The following is a 19,837-nucleotide window of genomic DNA, read 5'->3' as shown; positions in this document are numbered from 1 at the left end:
CTAGCTACTTTCCGTGTGATTGCTATCCCGCGCTGGGTTGGCTCAAGTTTCGGTCGGCCTCGTCGTAGGCTGGGCTGGTTTGTCCAGATTCTGGCATGACCTCGCCAGTGGCTAGCCACCATCTATACCGAGGAAACATCGCGTTCAGCTGCTCGATTTCCTCGGCACCCAGCCTCGCTTTTCCTCGTTTGATGTTCGACCAGCGGTAGTACTCCTTCGAGCGCACCGGCGCGAAGGCGTCTAGTCCTGCGAGATCGATCAATAGTACCGCTCTATCAGTAATGCTCACGTCGTTCGGCAATATTCATTGTTGGTACTGTTTACAAACGAAGCAGCGATGGTACTATCTACCCACCAGTGGTACATAGTACGAACGAGCTCGTTCAAATATTGCCGAACATAGTGGAGTAAAGCCGATGGATACGGAAGGTCTTGACCCGCAAAAGCTGCACGGCGCCCCGCCCCTGATGCCGTGGCCGAAGTTCGCCGAGTGGATCGGCATGGGCGATGAACCCATCGTGGTGCGCACCTGGTTGGACCGTGGCTACCTGCCTTCGAAGAAGGTAGGCAAGCGCACGATGGTCAACGTGGCCCTGCTGCATCAGCAGCTTCTCGAGCAGGAGTGGACGCTATGAGCAAGGCAGACGACAGCCTCGACCTGTGCAGCCTCAAGACCTTCGCCGAAATGAGCGGTGTATCCGTCGAAGAAGCCGCCGACTGGGCCGCCACCGGCACGATTCCGACGATGCGCCTCGCCGACTTCCGCATGGTCAACCTCGCGCGCCTGCGGGCTGATCTGAAGAAAGGCAAAAAGGAGTTCAAGGAAGGAGATTACAGCCATGCGTAAGCCCGGCATCACCCTGGATACAGAAGCCGCCATGGCCTACATCGGCCAGTCCGTGTTGATGGAGCTGTACATGGATGAAGACGAACCGCCTTACTGGTGCTGCGTGCACGTCGTTGGCGTGGTGCTGGAGAAGGAAGGCGTCTGGGATTATCCCTACTTCATGACCATGAGCTTCACCAGTGACGGGCGCACGCCAAGTGAAATCCCGTTCATGGACATTCTCACCATCAGGGTGATGCGGCACCGCGACCGGCATGGTTCCGGCAACGTACTGGACCGTATCGCCCTCCCTAATGCTGGGAGGTCAAGGGCCGCGCTCCCGGCTCGTCGGGACAGCTTCACCGTCCCGTCGAACGGAAGCACGGGCGCAGCGCACCCTTGACCCTGCACGAACATGAAAAGCCTATCGCTGGGAGTGTGGGGTAGCTTCTCCACCCCACGCTCCCGAGCCCTCGGCGGCAAGAGCGGGATGACAAGGGCGGCGCCCTTGGTGTTATTCGTCCTCGCGCGCCGCGCCGATCTCAAACTTCCTCACCTGCTCGCGCTGGCCAGCCTCGCGCTCTACCTCGCCTGGGTCAGCATGCCGCCGCCTGATCGTTCCCTGATGACCTTCATCCAGGAACAAACCTGTCCTGAAGATCCGACCCGTATCGATAGCCCTTGCTGCGCGCTGGCCGAGCACTCTCATACGTGCCGAGGGACGAGGCGCGTGAGCGTGCGCAGCCAGCGCGCGCCTCCGCGCTGACGTCCCTGTAGCACGTCAGATAGATCCAGATTAACTACCGCATTAGTCAGCATTAGGAAGTAAACCAAATGAGCAAACCAAAGAATTTTCTTCGCCTAGACATGCTTGCCCGTGAAGATCGCAACGGACGCTTGTTCGTCGATCCAGGTACGGCTGCATTCGTGGATCTGTCCAAGGTCCGGTTGCTGCGTTGCGGCGTGGATACGGTCCGCCAGCTGTACCGCGGGCTGATTCGCCCCGAGATCATGGCGCTGTTCGAGAAACCGGGCGCGATGGTCGAGTTTGCCGGTGAGATCTGGCACGCCGGGCATGTAGGCCGGGACTCGGGCTACCAGTACAAGCTCCAGAACGCTGACCTTGGGTTCATCCTGCTCATCAAGAACTTCAACGCCAAGCTGGAGCAGATCGGGCCGCACCTGAAAATCGAGGTGTCACCGCACGCCATCGACGCGCTGTCGCCGGAACGGCTCCAGGAACGCATGGATTACTACGCAGCCGCCGTGATGACCCACCGGGAGCGCAACCAGTGCGCCGTCCACCTCGCCCTGGATCTGCAAGGCTGGACGCCTCCCGCCGACCTGACGGCCCGCATGCACTGTCGTGCACGTGCCAACCGCGATATCTCGGGCATCAAGGAGATCCAGTGGACTATGGAAGCGGCGACCTATGGCAAGGGCCAATCCTTCCTGTTTGGTTCAGCCGGTGGCGTTCAGCTCGGGATCTACAACAAGACGCTGCAGGCCCGCGCCCATGACAAGCTGGACTACTGGGAAAGCGTCTGGCGTCGCCGGGACTCGTTCGATGCCAAAGACCCGGAGAACTACGATCCGACCCAGGATGTATGGCGCGTCGAGCTGCGTTATCACCACTCGGTCATCCAGCAGTTCGCCAGCGGCTCGACCGACGTGAAGACCGGCCAAGCCATCGACACGGACTCCTTTGCCGCCTTCTCGGCCCATCTGGAAGGTCTCTGGCGCTACGGCATGAGTCAATTCAAGCTGCTCGCCCGCCCTGGCTATTTCGAACCCATCTGGACGCTGCTGCGTGAAGACGCGCGGGTTGATCTGCCGGTCGATTCCCTGGTCGATGAGACGGAATACAAGCGCTACTACAAAACCTCTCGAGGCTTCTCGGGCAAGAACGTGGAACTGTTCCTGGGAAACTTCGTAAGCCTGCTGGCAAGGGAGCGAGTGGGCGCTAAGAAGGCATTCGAGACCCTAAAGCAATGGGATTGCTGGCCGGTCATCCGTGATCACTACGCCGCCAAGGAAATGAGCGAGCGGGATCTCTACAAGCACATCAAGAACCTGCTCGAGGAACGGCATGTGAGGTGGGGTAGGGCGGTATGACGGTCAAGAAGCGCCCTGATGGTCGTTGGCTGGCAGATGTTCAACCTATCCGTGGCCAGCGATACCGCAAAATTTTTCAGACCAAGGCTGAAGCACTCCGCTATGAAGCTTTCATTATCGCCAGCAAGACCAAGAGCCCGGCATGGAATCCCAAGCCGCCCGATCGGAGAAAACTGAGCGAGCTGATCGGCCTGTGGTTCGACCTCCACGGCCACATGCTCAAAGATGGTGAACGCCGCAGGGCCAAGCTTGACGCCCTCTGCGCACGCCTGCGCAATCCGGTTGCTGCCCTTATCGACGCCTCAGCTTATGCTCATGATCGTCGGGTGCGTTCCCAGACTGGAACCAGCCCGAAGACCCTCAACAACGAGCTGGGTTATCTGCGAGCGGTGTACAACGAGCTGCGCGGCCTGGGCCAAATTGACTACACCAATCCGTTGGAACTGGTGAAGCCGTTCCGCATCGAAGAACGGGAACTGTCCTGGCTCACCTCGGAACAGATCACTGTGCTTTTGGGAGCGATTCGGGTCGGCTGCGATAACCCGCACGTGGAGCCAATCACTCTGATCTGTTTGGCTACTGGAGCGCGTTGGTCAGAGGCTGAGGGGATGGTCCCGGCAAGGCTGCGGAACAGTGCTGTGACCTTTAGCAAGACCAAGTCCAGCAAGGTGCGCACCGTACCGATTGACCCCGCGCTAGAGCAGCTGATCCGCGCTCATTGGAAGCGCTACGGCCAGTTCACCTCCGGCAGTATCAACGCCTTCCGGCGTGCCCTGGATCGCTCCGGCATCGAGCTGCCCCAAGGCCAAGCAACCCATGCACTCCGCCACACTTTCGCGAGCCACTTCATGCAGAAGGGCGGGAACATCCTCACCTTGCAGAAGATCCTAGGCCACTCCAGCCTGGCCATGACTATGCGTTATGCGCACTTGGCTCCGGAGCATCTGGCGGAGGCGGTGAGGCTCAATCCTGTTACGGGCTGGGATTGGTCCGAATGGTCGACCGCTTCGCCACATGATAGTTGATCAGCCACATCGCACCTTTGGCCGCAAAATACAGAACCAGTGCTGCGATTACAGAGTTCATTCCTAGAGTGCTTTTTAGCATCGCGCCAAAAGACATAATCTGTTCGGCATATTGCTGACACTCTTTCTGATCTGCCTCGATGCCGGGAAATACCTCGAACGCTTCTGGCGGAAGCAAGCATTGCATCCTCACGGTTGTGCCCGTCATTTCAAAGGCGGTGCCAGCAATCACCATCATCATGGCGGCGATTAGGTCGGTGGTTAAGCCCTTTTTTCCGATACCCAGGCCCACGGCAATGCTCAAGGAGAGCAGCCATTCCATTGCGGCCAGCCCTATGGTCACAACAATGAAGGCAAGAAAGCTCATTCGATTCCTTAGCAGAGGCTGTGACACTTTTGGGGCATTCGGTAGGTGTGAAAAGCAAAAGCCCCTGATCTTCGTTAGAAAAATCAAGGGCTTATGCTGTTCTTAATTGGTGGAGCCGGGGGGATTTGAACCCCCGTCCGCCAGCTCTCCACTGTCGGTACTACATGCTTAGCCAAATCTATTAAGTTAACTCCGCGCCGCCCGATTGGCAGGGTGCTTGGAGCGAGCTGCATGAGTTTTAGCCGTTACGTCTGCAGCGAACTTGGCGGCGATCCTGTTCTATCTGACAGTCATTTCGGGTTTACAGGCATCCCCTAGTGACCGCTGGCGCCGAAGCGACCAGATGAAGGTTAGGCGGCTAGCGCGTACCCTTCGTAGTTGTCGTCGTTGGCAACTATAAGTTTGCAACAGTGGATTTACGAGTTCTGTTACCAACTCGGCATGCACCTAGAGTTTTGTTACCGGCGTCGAATCCTAATCGGCCCCATGAAGCATATTGCAGCCCCATGTGTTGCGTAGTGTACGCCATTAGGTCTGGCTGCGTCGAACGCTTGATGCGCATAGTAAGGGCGGTTCGTCGTAATTCAAGGCTGAGCTTTGGATCGGCAAGGCCAACTACCGGGCGGCCTTGCCTCATCGGGCGTATCAGTTGCCTGTACCCGAGCCAGTGCCGCTGGTGCCTGTGCTGCCGGAGCTACCTGGACCTTCCAGTCGGCGCAGTGCCTGTGTGGTATGGACGATGCAGTTTTCGGTATCGCCAGCTTGCTTCGCTTGACGGGCTTGCTTGACCAGCTCTTGGATCTCGCTGCGAGCCGGCTCGCCGAGCGTGGCACGGTTGGTAGCCAAGTTATCCTCGATTTCCTGCATGTTCAGTTCACACAGGTTCTTGTCGTCTGCAAACACGGCGGGGCTGGCGATCAGGGCTGCGGCGGCAAGTAGGGCAAATTTTTTCATAAAGTCCTCCAGGGAGTTAACTTCCCGGCGGGCCTGCCTGTTTCTGCAATTGCGCGGCGGCGCCGAGGCGGATGAGCCTATATTTCAACCGGCTCTTATCTTCCGACTGCGGTTGCGCTGAAGCGTTTCATTTACGTGAGCTGGTGCTGCAGCGCCCAAAGATCATAGAAAAGCTGCGGCCGCTCTGGCTCGGCTGTTTCGGTTAACGAGGTAAACCAGGCCGTGATAGTCGATGCCTCCGTGTTGTGACAAGCCAATCTCGCAGGTGCGGCTGGTGGATATGCCTTCCTCACAGATCTGTACGGCGTCTTTCAGGCTCCGCAAGGCGTGGGCGTTGAGCTCGGGCGTGGTGAAGCCCTTGTCACCAGCAAAGCCGCAACAATGTATGCCCTCTGGCACGATCACTTTCTTGGCGCAACGTCGGGCAATATCGATCAAGGCCTGAGCCTCGCCGAGGTGCTGGGTGCTGCAGGTCACATGAACGGCAATCGGGCCTTCTTGCGGTTCGAAATCAAGCTTATCGAGTAGATGCGTGCGGATGAAGCGCACCGGGTCGTACACCTGCAGGCGATCATCCTCTAGGCCTTGCACCAGGCGTAGTGTGCAGGGGCTGGTATCGCAGTAGATCGGGTCGAGGCCGCCGCGACTGGCCTTGAGCAGTGCACCCAGCATTTCCTGGCGCTTTTGATCGGCCTGCTCCGCGTAGCCTTTAGAGGCGAACGGCTGACCGCAGCACAGGTTATTCAGCGCATCAGGGAATACGATCTGATAGCCGGCTTTCTCCAGCAGGGCTTGTGTGGTGTCCAGCAGCGGTTCCTGTTCCTGGTCATGTGCCGCCGGGCCCATGGCGCGCGAAACGCAGGCAGCAAGGTAGACGACGCGCGGGCGTTGATCCCGTGCTGAGGGTTTGGGTAGATGAAGCCGCTGCAAGGGCTGTGGTGTGGCTGTTGTCCACTGCGGTATGCGGCCTTTGCTGGCGCTGGTGAACGCAGCGGAAGTCTTGCTCAGCAGACGGGTGCCCATAATCAGGTGCGCGCCATTGGCGACGTGCAGCATGAATCGCGCACCCTGCACGGCAGTGCTGAAGTGCTTGGCCAGCCAGGTGGCGGCGTGGGCATTGTCTGCGTTGCGCCCACGAAGCTTGCGTATCAGATCCCCAGTGTTGATGCCGACCGGGCATCGCTGCGCACATAACCCGGTCGCAGCGCAGGTATCGACACCATGATAGTTGTAGAGTCGTTCGAGTTCGCTTGTATCGATACCGGCGTGCTTCTTGAATTGTATGTCCCGCCAAACCACGATGCGCTGGCGCGGCGTCAGTGTCAGTCCATTGGATGGGCAGACCGGCTCGCAGAAACCGCACTCGATGCATTTGTCGACGATTTCATCGGCGGCCGGCATCGGTTTGAGGTGCTTGAGGTGAATCCTCGGGTCGTCACTGAGCACCACGTCCGGATTGAGAATGCCATGCGGGTCGAGTAGGCGCTTGATCCGCCACATCAGTTGGTAGGCGTCTTTGCCCCATTCCAGCTCGACAAATGGCGCCATGTTGCGGCCTGTACCATGCTCGGCTTTCAGCGCGCCGCCGAATTCCACTGTTACTAGCTGTGTCACGTCTTGCATGAAGGCTTCGTAGCGAGCGACCTGCAGCGGGTCGTCGAAACCCTGGGTGAAGACGAAGTGCAGGTTGCCTTCCAACGCATGGCCGAACAAGATCGCTTCGCTGTAAGCATGCTTGTCGAAGAGCTGTATCAGGCGGTTGACCCCCTCGGCGAGGCGCTCGATAGGGAAGGTCACGTCCTCGATGATGACCGTGGTGCCTGTTAGCCGCACCGCACCGACGGCTGGGAAGGTGTCCTTGCGGATTTTCCAGAGCTGGTTGTAGATGGCGGGATCTTCGCTGAAATCGACCTGCTTTTCCACCGGGAAACATGCAATCGAGCCCAGGATCTGGTCGATCTGTTCTTGCAGCAAGGACTGGCTGGCGGCGCGCGATTCGATCAGCAGCGCGCAGGCGCCAGCCGACAACTCCCTGACCCAGTTCGGCATGCCCGCTTTGTTCTCTACCGAGCGCAGGCTGCGGCGGTCGAGCAGCTCCACTGCCGAGACAGGCTGTTGCTTGAGCACCGGCACGGCGAGGCAGCACGTTTCGACATCCGGGAAGACGACGAGCGCGCTGGCCTTGTGGGGATGGTCTGGCACGGTGTTGTAGGTCACTGCGCTGATGAAGCCGAGCGTGCCTTCAGACCCGACCATGAGGTGGGTGAGGATGTCGAGCGGCTCGTCATAGTCGACCAGTGCGTTGAGCGAAAAACCGGTGCTGTTCTTCAGCCGGTACTTGTGACGAATCTTCGCGGCCAGGTCAGTGTTGGCGCGTGTCGTTCGACCAAGCTCGGCGATCTGGTCAAGCAATGCGCTGTGGCTTTGGCGAAAGGATTCGACGCTTGCCTGATCTTCGCTATCGACGATGGTGCCGTCGGCCATCACCAGGCGCAGGCCTGCCAGCGTCTTGTAGCTGTTTTGCGCCGTACCGCAGCACATCCCACTCGAGTTATTGGCGACGATACCACCAATCTTGGCGGCGTTGATCGAGGCTGGGTCGGGGCCGATTTTACGGTGCATCGATGCCAGGGCGGCGTTGGCACTGGCACCGATGACGCCTGGTTGAAGGCGGATCTGCTCGCCACCGTTGCGGACTTCGCGACCGTTCCAGCTGTCGCCCAGTACGATCAGCACCGAGTCGGAGAGTGCCTGGCCGGAAAGGCTTGTACCCGCTGCGCGAAAAGTCACCGGCACGCGAGTGCGATGCGCAAGCCTGAGCAATCCCACCACTTCTTCTTCAGACTCGACCCTGACCACCAGTTTTGGGATCAGCCGGTAGAAGCTGGCGTCCGTACCGAAGGCTAGCGTGGAAAGCGGGTCATCGAAGCGCCGTTCGGCCGGGATCAGCCTTTCGACGGCCGCGACAAAATCAGACGGTAGGGCGGCTGGCGCGTTCATTTCAAGCTCCGGTGAAAAAGGCGGGCAGCCGTGTCGATGAGCCGCGCCGCCTTCTCGATGACGTCAGCCAGGTCAGTCGACGTGGCGGCTGGTCTGATAGTGATCCACTTCACGCACCAGTGAGTCCTTGCTGATCTCACTGATGGATTTGGCCCCGGTGAGCACCATCGCCACGCGCATTTCTTTTTCGATCAGATTGAGCAGGTTGGTGACGCCTGCTTCACCGTCCACGGCGAGCGCATAGGCAAAGGCGCGGCCGAGCAGCACGGTGTCGGCACCGAGGGCGATCATGCGCACGACGTCGAGACCGCTACGGATACCCGAGTCGGCAAGGATTCTGAGGTCGCCTTTCACCGCGTCGGCAATCGCTGGCATCGCGCGAGCACTGGACAGTACGCCGTCGAGCTGACGGCCGCCGTGGTTGGAAACAATGATGCCGTCGGCGCCAAAGGTCACCGCGTCGCGGGCGTCTTCGGCATCGAGGATGCCTTTGATTACCATCGGGCCATCCCAGAATTCGCGGATCCATTCCAGATCCTTCCAGGAGATTGACGGGTCAAAGTTGGCAGCGAGCCAGCCTATGTAGTCTTCAAGCCCCGTGGGATGGCCTCGGTACGTTGAGATATTACCCAGGTCGTGTGGCTTGCCATGCAGACCGACGTCCCAGGCCCAGAGCGGATGGGTCATGGCCTGCAGCATGCGGCGCACATTGGCATTCGGGCCGCTCATGCCTGAATGCGCGTCGCGATAGCGGGCACCGGGTGTCGGCATGTCCACGGTGAACACCAGCGTCGTGACGCCCGCAGCTTTGGCGCGCTCGAGCGCGTTTTTCATGAAGCCGCGGTCTTTCAGGACGTATAGCTGGAACCACATCGGCCGCTTGATCGCTGGTGCCACTTCTTCGATCGGACAGACCGATACGGTGGACAGTGTGAAGGGAATGCCCTTCTTGTCAGCCGCACGGGCCGCCTGGACCTCCCCCCGGCGGGCAAGCATGCCCGTCAGGCCGACCGGTGCCAGGGCCACGGGCATCGACAGTTTCTCGCCGAACAGCTGCGTTTCCAGGCTGAGTTCGGACATGTTGCGCAGCACGCGCTGGCGCAGGGCAAGGCTGGCCAGATCTTCGACGTTACGGCGCAGCGTGTATTCGGCGTAGGCGCCACCGTCGACGTAGTGGAACAGGAAGGGTGGGAGTTTGCGTTTAGCGGCGGCTCGGTAATCTGTAGAGGCAGAGATGATCATCGTATGTTCTCACCGATTGAGACGGGTAAATCTCGTGGTGCGCTCGTCTTCAACGAGGGCAGTGTTCGATCCAACGTCGTTTGACCATCTCCCGTAGCAGAGCACGGTCAAGCGGGCTAACAAGTGCTGTTACCCCGAACGGCTCGGGGCAACAGTTGCGCTTCACATCAGACGCCGACCAGCGGGTCCGTAACGCCGAGCACGTTGATCGCCAGCAGGCCGATCAGGCCGGTGGCCAGCACGTAGTACAGGGTAGGCCAAACGGTCTTGCGCAGGGTGACGCCTTCACGACCCAGCAGGCCGACCGTGGCGGAGGCAGCGACCACGTTGTGAATCGCGACCATGTTGCCTGCAGCTGCCCCGACCGCCTGGATTGCGACAATCATCGCGCCGGAGATGCCCAGCGATTGCGCAACGCCAAACTGGAACTGGCTGAACATCATGTTGCTGACAGTGTTCGATCCTGCGAGGAACGCACCCAGTGCTCCAACAGACGGCGCCAACAATGGGTAGATACTGCCTACGCTGTCCGCGACATAGCGCGCCATGGCAATCGGCATACTCGGCAGGTCACCCGCGTTGACGCCGGAATTGATAAGGATGCGCACCATCGGCACAGTGAACAACAGTACGAAGCCGGCACTTAGCAGCACGCTGCTCGACTCCTTTACGGCTGCCTTGAGTTCGGCGGCGCGCATACGGTGCAGGAAGAATGTGATCAGCACCACGGCGATCAAAATTCCGCCGGGCAGGTACAGCGGCTCGATGCTGGCGCTGACGCCGGTCTCGCCGAGGATATTGGCGAAGGCGATGGAAACGGATTTCAGAGCAGCCGTTACCTGCGGGAAAACGCGACTGATCACCAGTATCGCACCGACAAGTACGTAGGGCAGCCAGGCACGGAACGCACTCATCGGGCGCGCCGCCAGGTCATCGAGCTTCATTTCGATGGTGCCGATCCACTCTGACGGCCAGTCTTTCGCATCGGCAAAATCCCAGACTCTCTTCGGCGTCAGGAACTTGAAGCGAGCCGCCGTGGTGACGATCGCCAGACCAACCAGTCCGCCCAACAGCGACGGAAATTCAGGACCGAGGAAGACGCCGGTAGCCGCGTAAGGCAGGGTGAACGCCAGGCCTGCAAAAAGGGCGAACGGCAGCACCTCGAATCCGGCTTTCCAGCTTTTTTCTTTACCGAAGAAACGGGTCAGCATCATCACCATGATGACGGGCATGATCGTTCCGACGACGGCATGGGTGATCGCGACGCTACTGGTGATCTGCTGCAGGAAGATAGGCCAGCTGGAGCCCTGAGCGGCTAGCTGCTCACCGAGGGCGGCAGTATCCAACCCGCTGTTCACGCCAACGACGATGGGCGTGCCCACGGCGCCGAACGAAACCGGCGTGCTCTGCACCAGCATACCCATCAGCACAGCAGCCATGGCTGGGAAGCCCACCGCCACCAGCAATGGTGCAGCGATTGCCGCAGGTGTTCCAAAGCCGGACGCACCCTCGATAAAGCAGCCAAACAACCAGGCAATGATGATCGCCTGGACTCGACGATCTGGGCTCACTGTGGTGAAACCCGCACGAATGGCTGTGATACCGCCGGAATGCTTAAGGGTATTGAGCAGCAGGATCGCGCCGAAAATGATCCAGAGCAGCCCAAGGGTGATAACCAGACCTTGCAGCGTGGACGCGATGATCCGGGTGAAACTCATGTCCCATACGAACAAGCCGATGGCGGCGGTAAACAGAAAAACCACCGGCATGGCTCTGCTGGCCGGCCAGCGCAGCCCGATGAGCAGAACGGCGGCAAGCAGGATGGGAGTAAATGCAAACAGGGCGAGCAGTCCGTTCGACATGTCAGGCCCCCAAGGTCAGGTTGTGCGACTGGGTGGCCGGCTGGACCGGTTTCGAGCAGATAAGCGGAGACCGCATTACTAGTCCTCTTATTGTTGGGTGCTGCACCTTAAGTGGTAATACCAATTTACAGGCGAGTCCGATCAGCGTAAGAGTTCAGTCCCCGCTGCGTCAATTGAACGGCTATAGACTTTGGTCGTGGCATAGTTTGTTGCGATGGCTCGAGTGGCTGGCTACGCTGCAACCTGTCGATAGTGGTCAAACCAATTCGAGGGATTATGGAAGTAGGGCAGGTGCGTCAGCGGAGGCTGGCCGATAACATCGTCGAGCAACTCGAAACCATGATCCTCGAAGGGACGCTCAAGGCGGGTGAGCGGCTACCTGCCGAGCGTCTGCTGGCTGAGCAGTTCGGGGTATCGCGTCCATCCCTGCGTGAGGCGATCCAGAAACTGGCCGCCAAAGGGCTGCTGGTCAGTCGTCACGGCGGCGGGAATTTTGTCGCCGAGTCGTTAGGCTCTACATTCAGCGATCCGTTGCTGCATCTGCTGGAAAACAACATCGATGCGCAGCGCGACTTGCTGGAATTTCGCCACACGCTTGAAGGGAGCTGCGCGTATTACGCCGCGCTGCGTGCTACAGAGGTCGATCAGCAGCGTCTCGGCGAGGCATTTGCCGTGCTACAGGACTGTTATGCGCGGGAAGGAACGGTTACCCGTATCGAGGAGGGGGCTGCCGATGCGCGTTTTCACTTGGCGATTGCCGAAGCCAGCCACAATGCTGTTCTGCTACACACCATTCGTGGTCTCTTTGATCTGCTCAAGCGTAACGTGGTAACCAATATCGGCGGCATGTACGCGTTGCGCAACGAAACCCGCGACATGCTGATGCGTCAGCATCAAGAGCTATACGACGCGATCATCGAGCGCAGGGCGAATGACGCGCGCGAGGTCACTCACCGACATATCAGTTATGTGCAGGAAGTGTTGGCAGAAGGGCAGCAGGAGGCACAGCGCTTGGCACGGGCCCAGCGCCGTCAGGGGCGGACGGAAAAGCATCTGGATGGCTGATGCGGCTGTCGGCGTCAGTAGTTAGCCAAGATGTCTTGGAGCGGGTGGGGCCCGCTCATGACGTGTACGGCTTAGTCTTCCTTGCCTTTGGTGCGCATGGCTCGCTGGATCTCACGATCCGAATCGCGCTCTTTCTCCGTGTGGCGCTTGTCGAACTCCTTCTTGCCCTTGCCAAGTGCTATGTCGCATTTGATCAGGTGCTTCTTCCAGTAGAGCGACAGGGCTACGCAGGCGTAACCCTTCTGCTGCACGGCACCGAACAGCTTGCCCAGCTCTCGCTTGTTGAGCAGCAATTTGCGGGTGCGAGTAGGGTCAGCAATGACGTGAGTGCTGGCGGTGGTGAGCGGGGTGATGTGGCAGCCCATCAGCCAGGCTTCACCGTCCTTGAGTAGCACGTAGCTATCCACCAACTGCGCTTTACCGGCTCGCAGGCTTTTCACTTCCCAGCCGGCCAGCACGAGGCCCGCCTCGAATTTCTGTTCGATGAAATAGTCGTGTAGCGCTTTTTTGTTCAGCGCGATGGTCCCGGGGGACTGCTTCTTCTGTTTGGCCATAGGGTGCGCATTATAGGGAGTCGCATTGCGGCTGGCGATAACCTACGTGCTGCGACGGTACGAAACTTGAGAGGGGTGCGCTTATCCCCGACAATAAGCATCTTTACGCCTGCTCACGCTCAAGTAGCTGCTCTGCAGCCGGCCTGAGTTTCACGCTTGCTCACGGCGAGCAGCTGCCGCCCCGGCTACAGCTGTAGATTGCTGACTGACGAAGAAGGAACTGAATGACGACGCATATACAACGTTCGGCGCTGCTGCCCTATCCAGCACATGCGCTGTTCGACATGGTCAACGATGTGGCCAGCTATCCCCAGTTTCTGCCGTGGTGTTCGGCTACCGAGGTTCTGTCCAGCAGCGAAACTCAGATGCACGCCAGCATGACCGTAGCGAAAGCTGGCATGAGTCAGCGCTTCCTCACGCGCAATGAGCTGCAGGCGGGTAAACGCATAGAGATGTCGCTTGAAGAGGGGCCGTTCAGTCATCTGCACGGGGTGTGGGAGTTTAAGGCGCTGGGCGAAAAGGCCTGCAAGATCAGCCTTGATCTAACCTTTGACTACGCTGGGCCGCTCGTCAGGGCTACCTTGGGGCCTTTGTTCAATCAGGCGGCCAACACGCTGGTCGACGCGTTTTGCGACAGGGCAAAGCAGCTGTATGGATAAGCCGATGATCACGGTCGAGGTCGTCTATGCATTGGCTGACAAGCAGAAGTTGTTGTGCCTGGCTTTACCGCAAGGCACCACGGTGCGTGAGGCAGCGCTGCGCTCGCAAATGGATCGCTATTTTCCAGGGCTGGACCTGGCGGGTTCGCCGTTGGGTATTTTCGGAAAGGCAGTGCCCAAGCCGGACGAACGGGCGCTTCTGGATGGCGAGCGCGTGGAAATTTACCGGCCATTGATTGCTGATCCGAAAGAAGTTCGCAAACAGCGTGCGGCCCGGGCGGCACTGAACAAGGCTGGGGCGAGCAGTGACTCGACGGCATAGCGACGTCTTGAACTGAAAAAGCCCGGCACGCCGGGCTTTTATGTGAGTCGACCAGGGGTTTAGTCTGTTTCCAAGCGACCCGGTGTTGGCACCGGAATCGGCTCGGCCGCGTCCACGTCGCGCTGGATCTGGTCGAGCAGCGAGCCAGGCTTGGTCGCTTCCGGTTCGGTACGTACAGGGTCGTTTGTGCCTGCTGGGAGGTCAGTCCCCAGAATGGCTTCGTCACGGCTCACGCCGGGCTTGAAGTCGCCTGACAAGCCAGCAAGCTGATCATTGTTATTGAAAACCAAGCTGACGCGTTCTTGCCGACGCTGACTCCCGCCCGGCTGGATGCTGTACAGATAATCCCAGCGATTCGCGTGGAACGTATCGGTAATCAGCGGGTTGCCCATGATAAACCGTACTTGTGACCGGGTCATTCCGGGGCGCAACTGGTCTATCATGTCTTGTGTAACGACATTGCCCTGTTGAATGTCCACCTTGTAAACCCCGGGGAATGAACAACCGGCGAGTGCGAACAGACCCACTAGCGTGAGGCTGGACAGCATGAGCTTGGTGTTTTGCATCGGTAGGTGACTTCCACTATCTTGGCTGGGCAAAGCTAGGATCATACCCGCATTGAAGGAGGCTGCGAAACAGCAGCAGCGAGAAAGCCGACCATGGTTGAAAATAGCGAACTACGCAAAGCTGGCCTCAAAGTAACCCTGCCACGGGTCAAGATCCTGCAGATGCTGGATACCGCCGATCGGCGTCATATGAGTGCCGAAGATGTCTATAAGGCCTTGATGGAAGCCGGCGAAGACGTCGGTCTGGCAACTGTCTACCGTGTGTTGACCCAGTTCGAGGCGGCTGGTCTCGTGGTTCGACATAACTTCGATGGCGGCCATGCCGTATTCGAACTGGCAGATGGGGGCCACCACGACCATATGGTGTGTGTCGATAGTGGCGATGTCATCGAGTTCTTCGATCCCGAGATCGAAAAGCTGCAGAAGGAAATCGTCAAGCGCCACGGTTACGATCTGGTTGACCACAACCTGGTGCTATACGTCCGAAAGAAGGCTGAGTAACGAGTCGCTCAGCCAGCCCAGGCGATATCGGATCGCCATGCTGACGTAACAACCCCCGCCCATCAGCGGGGTTTTTTGTTTTTGCGAGGTTTCTAGCCTACGGTTCCGTTGTGATAGCCAGGGTTCGCGTATCAGGCTGCAACTTCGGCCGGGCGATCACTAGGCCTGAGCGGAGCCGATCATTTGCCTGGCATGGGCTAGTGCTTGCTCGGTCAGGTCGACCCCGCCCAGCATGCGGGCAATTTCTTCAATTCGCTCGCTCTTGCCCAGCGCAGCAACCGCCGTGTGGGTCTCGTCAGTGCCGCGTGCCTTGTGTACGAATAGATGGTGGTGGCCCTGCGCCGCGACCTGTGGCAGGTGCGTCACGGTCAGCACTTGGCCGCGCTCACCAAGCTTGCGCAGCAGTTGGCCGACAACTTCCGCTGTCGGCCCGCCGATGCCGACGTCGACCTCGTCGAATACCAGTGTGGGGATGCGGGATGTCTGCGCGGTTATCACCTGGATCGCCAAACTGATGCGCGACAGCTCGCCGCCCGAGGCGACCTTGGCTAACGGGCGTAGGGGCTGACCCGGGTTGGCACTTACCAAAAACTCAACCTGCTCCAGTCCATGCGGCATGAGTTCCCCGTCAGCGCTTGGCTTAAGCACAACGCTAAACTTACCACCCGGCATGCCCAGTCGCTGGATTTCGCTTGCGACCGCCATTCCTAGGGTTTCGGCTGCTTGATGTCGAGCAGCACTCAACTCTTCGGCTTTCTCGCGGTAGTGCCGTTCGAATGCGGCCAGTTCCTCGCCCAGTTGCTCCAGCGCCGTGTCGTCGGCATTCAAGCTTTCCATCTCTTCGAACAAGCGTTGCTGCAGCGCCGACAGCTCTGGCGGTTGTACGCGATGTTTCCGAGCTAGGGTGTAGATGCTGTCGAGGCGTTCCTCGAGCGCCTGCTGGCGCTGAGGATCGGAGTCGAAGTGATCTAGGAAACGATTGAGTTCGCCGACTGCTTCTTCCACTTGTATCTGTGCGCTGGACAGTAGATTAATGGCTTCGCCAAGCGCGCCGGGCTGGTTCTGAAACCCCGTGAGTCGCTGCAGGCTTGAGGTCAGGGCTGAAAGCACATTGCCAGCATCGCTCTCGCTGCACAGCTCGATCACTTGGCGGCAGGCTCCAAGGAGCTGCTCGGCATTGGTGAGATTCTTGTGCTCTTGCTCAAGCTGTTCCAGCTCATCTTCGCCAAGGGCCAGAGCTTCCAATTCCTCGAGTTGATAGCTCAGGAGTTGATGGCGAGCGCGTTGTTCATCGCTGCTATCGCTAAGGCGTTCCAGGCTCTGCCGGGTTTGCCGCCAGCGCTGAGCTGCCAATTGAACCTGGCGCGCAAGCTCTTGGTTGCCGCTGTACTCGTCAAGCAGGCGCCGATGCGTGTCGAGCTTCAGCAGGGACTGATGTTCGTGCTGGCTGTGGATATCGATCAGTAATTCACCGAGCGCTTTCAGGTCTCCTTGCGGACACGGCGTTCCATTTATGTATCCACGCGAACGCCCTTCGGCGGTAATTACGCGCCGCAGTATGCAGGGGCCGTCATTGTCCAGGTCTCGCTCGGCAAGCCATGCTTTCGCATCGGGAATGTCATCCAGGTCGAAGCTGGCCAGGATGTCTGCCTTGTCCGCGCCGATACGAACCACGCTGCTGTCTGCGCGATCACCAAGCGTAAGGCCTAGCGCATCGAGCATGATCGATTTGCCTGCGCCGGTCTCGCCGCTGATCACGCTCATGCCGCGTTTCAGCTCGAGGTCGAGGTGTTCGACGATTGCGTAATTGTGGACGGACAGATGAACCAGCATGGCAGGGCTCCTGCGAAGGTGACTGGCTATTTATACAGTGCTTTGGCAAGGGGCTACAAGGTGCCTTGTACCAATGGTATGTAAACAAAGCAGGCGCTTCCGCCATGGGCGTTGGCCGACGCCTCGCGAATGCGTATTCCGATATGCCGAATTGGCCCTTGAAGCAGATTTTGTCGCCCCCATATAGCGGCACAAGCGCGGGTAAGTCCCGCTGACGCATCGATGAGGAGGACCGCATGGCCGACGAGCAAAACCTGGACAACCAGACCCCCGAAGAGAACGAGACCGCGCAAGCCGAGGTGGCCGAGGACCTGGCTGGCCGCGTGCACTCCCTGGAAGAGCAGTTGGCCGCGGCCCAGGATCAATCGTTGCGTGTGGCAGCCGAGCTGCAGAACATCCGCCGTAGAGCCGAGCAGGATGTTGAAAAGGCGCACAAGTTTGCGCTTGAAAAATTCGCCGGCGACCTCCTTGCAGTGGCGGATAGCCTGGAGCGCGGGCTCGAACTGTCCAACCCCGACGATGAAGCCGTCAAGCCGATGCGCGAAGGCGTCGAGCTGACATTCAAGCTGTTGCTCGACACCCTGGCGCGTCATCAGCTGGTGCAGCTGGACCCGCAGGGAGAGCCTTTCAACCCTGAGCATCACCAGGCCATGGCCATGGAAGAGAGTACCCATGCCGAGCCTGGCAGCGTGCTCAAGGTGTTCCAGAAGGGGTATCTGCTCAATGGACGTCTGCTGCGGCCAGCGATGGTCGTCGTTAGCAAGGCGCCGGCGGAAACTCCGCCTTCGATTGATGAGAAGGCTTGAATTTCGGCTATCGACCCCAATCTCGTAGCCAAGCGTTTTACGTGACCCGCAGCCGGTGAACAGGCGCGGATTAATCAAAGTTCGGAGAGAAGCACATGGGCAAAATTATCGGTATCGACCTGGGAACGACCAACTCCTGCGTCTCCATTCTGGAAAACGGCAAGGCCAAGGTCATCGAGAACGCCGAAGGCGGTCGCACCACCCCGTCGATCATCGCCTACGCGAATGATGGTGAGATTCTAGTGGGTCAGTCTGCCAAGCGTCAGGCTGTAACGAACCCGCACAACACCCTGTACGCAGTGAAGCGACTGATTGGTCGTCGTTTTGACGAAGAGGTCGTGCAGAAAGACATCCAGATGGTCCCTTACAAGATCGTCAAGGCCGACAACAGCGACGCATGGGTTGAAGTGAGCGGCCAGAAGATGGCGCCACCGCAGATTTCTGCGGAAATCCTGAAGAAAATGAAGAAAACCGCCGAAGATTATCTCGGTGAGCCGGTGACCGAAGCGGTGATCACCGTTCCGGCCTACTTCAACGACAGCCAGCGTCAGGCCACGAAAGATGCTGGTCGTATCGCGGGTCTGGACGTCAAGCGCATCATCAACGAGCCCACTGCCGCCGCGCTGGCTTATGGCATGGACAAGGCCAAGGGCGACCACACTGTGATCGTCTATGACCTGGGTGGCGGCACCTTCGACGTGTCGGTGATCGAGATCGCCGAGGTCGATGGTGAGCATCAGTTTGAAGTACTGGCCACCAACGGCGACACCTTCCTGGGTGGTGAAGACTTCGACATTCGCCTGATCGACTACCTCGTCGACGAGTTCAAGAAAGAAACCGGCATGAACCTCAAAGGCGACCCGCTGGCCATGCAGCGCCTGAAAGAGGCTGCCGAAAAGGCGAAGATTGAGCTGTCCTCCAGTCAGCAGACTGACGTCAATCTGCCTTATATCACCGCAGACTCGACCGGTCCCAAGCACCTGAACGTCAAGATCTCGCGTGCCAAGCTGGAAGCACTGGTCGAGGATCTGGTGCAGCGCACCATCGAACCGTGCCGTATGGCGATGAAAGATGCCGGTATTGATGTATCCAAGATCGACGACGTGATCCTGGTCGGTGGTCAGACTCGTATGCCGCTGGTGCAGCAAAAGGTTGCAGAGTTCTTCGGTAAGGAAGCGCGCAAGGACGTTAACCCTGACGAAGCTGTTGCCATGGGAGCCGCGATTCAGGGCGCCGTTCTGGCGGGCGACGTGAAGGACGTATTGCTGCTGGACGTTTCTCCGCTGACCCTGGGTATCGAAACGATGGGCGGCGTGATGACTGCGCTGATTGAGAAAAACACCACCATTCCGACTAAAAAGTCGCAGGTGTTCTCCACAGCTGATGACAACCAGAGCGCGGTGACTATCCATGTTCTGCAGGGTGAGCGTAAGCAAGCCGCGCAGAACAAGTCGCTGGGTCGTTTCGATCTAGCAGAGATTCCGCCGGCTCCGCGTGGCGTGCCTCAGATCGAGGTGACTTTCGACATCGACGCAAACGGCATTCTGCATGTCTCTGCGAAGGACAAGGCCACTGGCAAGCATCAGTCGATCGTAATCAAGGCCAACTCAGGTCTCTCCGAAGAAGAGATCGAGCAGATGGTGCGTGACGCTGAGGCCAATGCCGAGGAAGACCGCAAGTTCGAGGAGCTGGTCACCGTCCGCAATCAGGGCGACCAACTGGTTCATGCTACTCGCAAGATGCTGACTGAAGCTGGCGATAAAGCCACTGAAGAAGACAAAGTGAGCATCGAGAAAGCCATCGGCGAGTTGGAAGTGGCGATCAAAGGTGACGACAAGGCCGAGATCGAAGCCAAGATCGCAGCCGTCTCCCAGGCCTCTACGCCGCTGGCTCAGAAGATGTATGCCGAGCAGCCTCAGGGCAGCGAAGGTGGGCAGGCTGGCGACAACGATCAGTCCGGTGACGACGTCGTCGACGCTGAGTTCGAAGAGGTCAAGGACAACAAGTAAGCCGCGGCTTATGACCTCCAATAGTGGAGCGAATGGGTGCTTGCCTTTCGGGGTGCTGCCTTTCGCTCCGGCCCGATGCGGTGATGCCGCGAAGGGGCTGATCGCCGCGCGGGGGCTTGCTCCCGCGTCGG

At 59.0% G+C, this 19,837-nt stretch carries 20 protein-coding genes and 1 other RNA gene; 12 read left to right on the top strand and 9 right to left on the bottom strand.

Annotated elements, in window-relative coordinates:
- Nucleotides 1-416: 416 nt before the first annotated feature.
- The 6 genes from JQR87_RS15670 (at nt 417) to JQR87_RS15645 (ending at nt 3,966) form a co-directional block, all read left to right on the top strand.
- A complete protein-coding gene (locus tag JQR87_RS15670; RefSeq protein WP_407295399.1) occupies nt 417-635 on the top strand; it encodes a DNA-binding protein in 219 nt (72 codons plus the stop codon).
- Nucleotides 632-847 carry a hypothetical protein gene (locus tag JQR87_RS15665; RefSeq protein WP_045666264.1) on the top strand — a complete coding sequence of 72 codons (216 nt, stop codon included), beginning with the start codon at nt 632-634 and terminating at the stop codon, nt 845-847. The genes JQR87_RS15670 and JQR87_RS15665 overlap by 4 nt, the downstream gene beginning before the upstream one ends.
- Nucleotides 840-1,229, top strand: coding sequence for a hypothetical protein (locus tag JQR87_RS15660; protein ID WP_407295402.1), 390 nt, complete (start codon nt 840-842; stop codon nt 1,227-1,229). Before JQR87_RS15665 ends, JQR87_RS15660 begins: the two co-directional genes overlap by 8 nt.
- 12 nt (nt 1,230-1,241) lie before the next feature.
- Nucleotides 1,242-1,592 carry a hypothetical protein gene (locus JQR87_RS15655; protein WP_407295405.1) on the top strand — a complete coding sequence of 117 codons (351 nt, stop codon included), beginning with the start codon at nt 1,242-1,244 and terminating at the stop codon, nt 1,590-1,592.
- Between the two features lie 68 nt (nt 1,593-1,660).
- Nucleotides 1,661-2,941 carry a hypothetical protein gene (locus tag JQR87_RS15650; protein ID WP_407295406.1) on the top strand — a complete coding sequence of 427 codons (1,281 nt, stop codon included), beginning with the start codon at nt 1,661-1,663 and terminating at the stop codon, nt 2,939-2,941.
- Complete coding sequence (locus tag JQR87_RS15645; RefSeq protein WP_407295407.1) at nt 2,938-3,966, top strand: phage integrase; 1,029 nt, start codon at nt 2,938-2,940, stop codon at nt 3,964-3,966. Before JQR87_RS15650 ends, JQR87_RS15645 begins: the two co-directional genes overlap by 4 nt.
- Here the strand turns inward: JQR87_RS15645 and JQR87_RS15640 are convergent.
- The 6 genes from JQR87_RS15640 to JQR87_RS15615 all read right to left on the bottom strand — a co-directional run bounded on the left by JQR87_RS15640 (nt 3,914) and on the right by JQR87_RS15615 (nt 11,391).
- Complete coding sequence (locus JQR87_RS15640; protein ID WP_407295409.1) at nt 3,914-4,333, bottom strand: hypothetical protein; 420 nt, start codon at nt 4,331-4,333, stop codon at nt 3,914-3,916. The two genes, JQR87_RS15645 and JQR87_RS15640, sit on opposite strands and share 53 nt — an antisense overlap.
- Nucleotides 4,334-4,440: 107 nt before the next feature.
- Nucleotides 4,441-4,819, bottom strand: a transfer-messenger RNA (tmRNA) gene (gene ssrA / locus JQR87_RS15635).
- A 159-nt stretch (nt 4,820-4,978) separates the two neighbouring features.
- Nucleotides 4,979-5,287 (bottom strand): hypothetical protein, encoded by a 309-nt coding sequence (locus tag JQR87_RS15630; protein WP_407295411.1) that lies wholly within the window; start codon nt 5,285-5,287, stop codon nt 4,979-4,981.
- 162 nt (nt 5,288-5,449) lie between these two features.
- On the bottom strand, nt 5,450-8,287 hold the full coding sequence (locus JQR87_RS15625) for an FAD-binding and (Fe-S)-binding domain-containing protein (protein WP_407295412.1): 2,838 nt from the start codon (nt 8,285-8,287) through the stop codon (nt 5,450-5,452).
- Nucleotides 8,288-8,359: 72 nt separating this feature from the next.
- Nucleotides 8,360-9,529, bottom strand: a complete 1,170-nt coding sequence (lldD, locus tag JQR87_RS15620) for an FMN-dependent L-lactate dehydrogenase LldD (protein WP_407295415.1) — start codon at nt 9,527-9,529, stop codon at nt 8,360-8,362.
- Nucleotides 9,530-9,696: 167 nt separating this feature from the next.
- Nucleotides 9,697-11,391 carry an L-lactate permease gene (locus JQR87_RS15615; RefSeq protein WP_407295417.1) on the bottom strand — a complete coding sequence of 565 codons (1,695 nt, stop codon included), beginning with the start codon at nt 11,389-11,391 and terminating at the stop codon, nt 9,697-9,699.
- 276 nt (nt 11,392-11,667) lie between these two features.
- On the opposite strand from JQR87_RS15615, the gene JQR87_RS15610 reads away from it, so the two are divergent.
- Nucleotides 11,668-12,456, top strand: a complete 789-nt coding sequence (locus JQR87_RS15610; protein WP_407295419.1) for a GntR family transcriptional regulator — start codon at nt 11,668-11,670, stop codon at nt 12,454-12,456.
- A 71-nt stretch (nt 12,457-12,527) separates the two neighbouring features.
- On the opposite strand, the gene smpB is transcribed toward JQR87_RS15610, so the two are convergent.
- Complete coding sequence (gene smpB, locus JQR87_RS15605) at nt 12,528-13,010, bottom strand: SsrA-binding protein SmpB (RefSeq protein ID WP_313085113.1); 483 nt, start codon at nt 13,008-13,010, stop codon at nt 12,528-12,530.
- A gap of 224 nt (nt 13,011-13,234) precedes the next feature.
- Here smpB and JQR87_RS15600 point away from each other — a divergent pair, with 224 nt between their 5' ends.
- Nucleotides 13,235-13,669 carry a type II toxin-antitoxin system RatA family toxin gene (locus JQR87_RS15600; protein WP_407295421.1) on the top strand — a complete coding sequence of 145 codons (435 nt, stop codon included), beginning with the start codon at nt 13,235-13,237 and terminating at the stop codon, nt 13,667-13,669.
- Nucleotides 13,662-13,991: an RnfH family protein gene (locus JQR87_RS15595; RefSeq protein WP_407295424.1), complete on the top strand. Its 330-nt coding sequence runs from the start codon at nt 13,662-13,664 to the stop codon at nt 13,989-13,991. The genes JQR87_RS15600 and JQR87_RS15595 overlap by 8 nt, the downstream gene beginning before the upstream one ends.
- A gap of 59 nt (nt 13,992-14,050) precedes the next feature.
- On the opposite strand, the gene JQR87_RS15590 is transcribed toward JQR87_RS15595, so the two are convergent.
- Nucleotides 14,051-14,557 carry an outer membrane protein assembly factor BamE gene (locus tag JQR87_RS15590; RefSeq protein WP_407295426.1) on the bottom strand — a complete coding sequence of 169 codons (507 nt, stop codon included), beginning with the start codon at nt 14,555-14,557 and terminating at the stop codon, nt 14,051-14,053.
- A 93-nt stretch (nt 14,558-14,650) separates the two neighbouring features.
- Between JQR87_RS15590 and fur the strand changes: the two genes are divergently transcribed.
- Nucleotides 14,651-15,058: a ferric iron uptake transcriptional regulator gene (gene fur, locus JQR87_RS15585; protein ID WP_407295428.1), complete on the top strand. Its 408-nt coding sequence runs from the start codon at nt 14,651-14,653 to the stop codon at nt 15,056-15,058.
- Nucleotides 15,059-15,217: 159 nt separating this feature from the next.
- On the opposite strand, the gene recN is transcribed toward fur, so the two are convergent.
- Nucleotides 15,218-16,891: a DNA repair protein RecN gene (recN, locus tag JQR87_RS15580; RefSeq protein ID WP_407295431.1), complete on the bottom strand. Its 1,674-nt coding sequence runs from the start codon at nt 16,889-16,891 to the stop codon at nt 15,218-15,220.
- Between the two features lie 236 nt (nt 16,892-17,127).
- On the opposite strand from recN, the gene grpE reads away from it, so the two are divergent.
- Nucleotides 17,128-17,697, top strand: a complete 570-nt coding sequence (grpE, locus tag JQR87_RS15575; RefSeq protein WP_046162839.1) for a nucleotide exchange factor GrpE — start codon at nt 17,128-17,130, stop codon at nt 17,695-17,697.
- A 95-nt stretch (nt 17,698-17,792) separates the two neighbouring features.
- A complete protein-coding gene (gene dnaK, locus JQR87_RS15570; RefSeq protein WP_407295434.1) occupies nt 17,793-19,706 on the top strand; it encodes a molecular chaperone DnaK in 1,914 nt (637 codons plus the stop codon).
- Nucleotides 19,707-19,837 lie beyond the last annotated feature (131 nt).

This window comes from Stutzerimonas stutzeri, assembly GCF_051028275.1.
Classification (GTDB): domain Bacteria; phylum Pseudomonadota; class Gammaproteobacteria; order Pseudomonadales; family Pseudomonadaceae; genus Stutzerimonas; species Stutzerimonas stutzeri_AS.
This window is presented reverse-complemented; position numbering and strand designations above follow the sequence as displayed.